The sequence below is a fragment of the Bradyrhizobium sp. P2_E8 genome (assembly GCF_056403875.1).
This window is the reverse complement of sequence record NZ_JBFUES010000977.1, coordinates 1-2,730: the sequence shown is the minus strand read 5'-3', so window position 1 is coordinate 2,730 and position 2,730 is coordinate 1. Positions and strand designations below refer to the sequence as shown.

Here is a 2,730-nt window from a genome sequence, read left to right as displayed (position 1 = left end):
ATGGTGAGGAGCGCGGAACGCGCGTCTCGAACCATGAAGGCCAGATCTCGCCCGGGGCCATCCTTCGAGACGCGGCCTAAGGCCGCTCCTCAGGATGAGGACTTGAGCTCGCGGCCCCCGTAGCAGGCCTGAACCACCCCGAGATTGTTCGCGACCAACGAGATGTGCTTCAATGGCATTGCGTTCAATGGGCTGGCTGGATTTGTCATGAGATCGATGCTTGCGGCAACACTGATGTTTGCGGCTGCCACAGGCGCGAACGCCCAGATGACGACGCCGCAGATCCCCGGCACCAAGCCGAAGACGGTCCAGACCGTTCCGATCCGCCCGCCCGCGCTTCAGACGCCGTCGGAAACGGCCGATGCCATGGCGCAGGCGGAACGCCTGTCGCTCCAGTCCGACCTCGCCTGGGTCGGCCAATATAACGGCGCCATCACCGGCGACGTCAGCGAGCGCATGGTCAATGCCATCAAGGAGTACCAGAAGAACAAGGGCGGCAAGCCGACCGGTGTGCTCAATCCGCAGGAGCGCGCCGCGCTTGCCGAGACTGCGCGGCGGAAACAGGACAGTGTCGGCTGGAAGATCGTGATGGAGCCGACCAGCGGCGCCCGGCTCGGTATTCCCGGCAAGCTGGTGCCGCAGCAGGCGACCGACGCCAACGGCTCGAAATGGACCTCGCCGACCGGAACGGTGCAGGTGCTGCTCAGCCGGCGCAAGGAGGCGAACCCGACCACCGCAAAGCTCGCGGACGCTGAGAAGAAGGAGCCGGCCGGCCGCAAGATCGACTACACCGTGGTGAAACCCGACTTCTTCGTGCTGTCCGGTCTCCAGGGCCTGAAGAAATTCTACGTGCGCGGCACCTTCAAGGGCGACGAGGTCCGCATCATGACGATCCTCTACGACCAGGCGACCGAGAACACGGTCGAGCCGGTCGTGATCGCGATGTCGAGCGCGTTCAATGCGTTTCCATCGGGACCGCAAGCCGGACCGGCACCGCGCAAGACCGTCGAATACGGCACCGGCATCGTCGTCAGCGACGACGGCGCGATCCTCGCCGACCGTCTCGTCACCGACAGCTGTCTTGCGATCACCATCGCCGGCTACGGCAGCGCCGATCGTCTCGCCGAGGACAAGGAGCACGATCTCGCGCTCTTGCACATCTACGGCGCACGTGGCCTGAAGCCGCTCAGCCTCGCTGGCGGCGGGGCGAAGACGAATGTCGACGTCATCGGCATCGCCGATCCGCAAAGCCAGGGCGGCGCGGCCGGGGTCTCGAGTGTCAAGGGCGCGCTGGCGCCCGTCACGAGCAGCGATTCCGCAATGTCGCCGCCACCGGCGGTCGGATTTTCCGGTAGCCCCGCGATCGACGCCGACGGCAAATTCGCCGGCATCGCGCTGCTGAAGCCGGCGATGGTGGCGGGACCCGCGACGTCGGTGCCGGCATCGCAGGCCGTGATGGTCTCAGCGGAGACGGTGCGCGATTTCCTGAAGGCCAACGACGTCACGGCGAACGGCACGACAACGGATGCGAAGGCGGCCGTCGTCCGTGTCATCTGCGTGCGGAAGTAGCCAGGCGACCATCACAATCTCTCGTGTCCATCGGCGCACATCGCACGTACGACTACGGGTCCAGTAATGGTACGGATTAGCTGGCATTCCCGATTCCGCCATCATTGTTACCGTTGATTCGGACTTCCGCGATCCCTTTGGATCGGGCCGGCACGTCCTGAGCGAGAAGAGCTCAGCATCCAGAAGCGATGCACGTTCGCGTGGCGTATTCCTGACCCAGGCACTCCAAAGGATTTTTCTTCCATGCACACGATCGTACTGGCCACCCAAAAGGGTGGCAGCGGCAAGAGCACGCTTGCCATCGGCCTCGCGCTGGCGGCCAAGCAGGCCGGCTTCACCGTCCGCCTGATCGAGACCGACCCGCAGGGCACGCTGTCCAACTGGCTGCGCCGTCGCACCACCGAGGATCTCGTGGTCGAACCGATCTATCACGCCGCCGACATCGGGCCTCGCCTGAACATGCTGGCTGACAGCGGCCTGCAGCTTGCGATCGTCGACACCGCGGCCGGCCTCAGCGCCGCGACCACCGCTGCGATCCGTCATTCTGATCTCTGCCTGATCCCGGCCCGCCCGAGTGTCGCCGACATCGAGGCGACCGCCTCGACGCTCAGCGTCGCGCGCGCCTGGAAGCGGCCCTACAGCTTCGTGCTGAACCAGACGCCGATCCGCGGCCAGCGCATCGACAATGCCGCCAACACGCTCGCCGAGGAAGCTGCGCTCGATCTCGCCGAGGTGCTCGCGCGTCCGCTGGTCGCGATGCGCAACGACCACCAGGATTCACTCGCCAACGGCCTCGCCGTCAGCGAATTCGCGCCGAACGGCAAGTCGGCGGACGAGATCCGCGGCCTCTGGCAGTGGATCGAGACCCGGCTCGAGCTCAGCGCCACGACCAATGTCCTGCTCGACCAGGTCATCTCGGCCACGGACGGCATGCTGCATGCCGCCACCGAGCTTGCGGCGGACGAGACCACGACACTGGCGTCCTGAGCGGGGCGATCGCTCAGGCGGCAGCCGGCCCTTCACCATCCGGAAGGCTCCAGCGACGAAGCAATCCGGCCACCAGCCCGGCCGGATTGCTTCGCTTCGCGTTTTTGGGTGACTCCGTCCACCCGTCATTGCGAGCGCAGCGAAGCAATCCAGAATCCCTCCGCGGTGACAGTC

Annotated in this window: 2 protein-coding genes; both read left to right on the top strand. The window is 65.8% G+C overall.

What is annotated here, in order from left to right:
• Nucleotides 1–207 precede the first annotated feature (207 nt).
• Entirely contained in the window at nucleotides 208–1,569 is a 1,362-nt protein-coding gene (locus AC1D00_RS35300; RefSeq protein WP_477013853.1) for a serine protease, read from the top strand.
• A gap of 243 nt (nucleotides 1,570–1,812) precedes the next feature.
• A complete protein-coding gene (locus AC1D00_RS35295; RefSeq protein WP_477013852.1) occupies nucleotides 1,813–2,556 on the top strand; it encodes a nucleotide-binding protein in 744 nt (247 codons plus the stop codon).
• Nucleotides 2,557–2,730 lie beyond the last annotated feature (174 nt).

Coding starts and splice junctions, on each gene's coding strand:
- AC1D00_RS35300 (WP_477013853.1), top strand. CDS start 208: ATGAGATCGATGCTTGCGGCAACACTGATGTTTGCGGCTGCCACAGGC.
- AC1D00_RS35295 (WP_477013852.1), top strand. CDS start 1,813: ATGCACACGATCGTACTGGCCACCCAAAAGGGTGGCAGCGGCAAGAGC.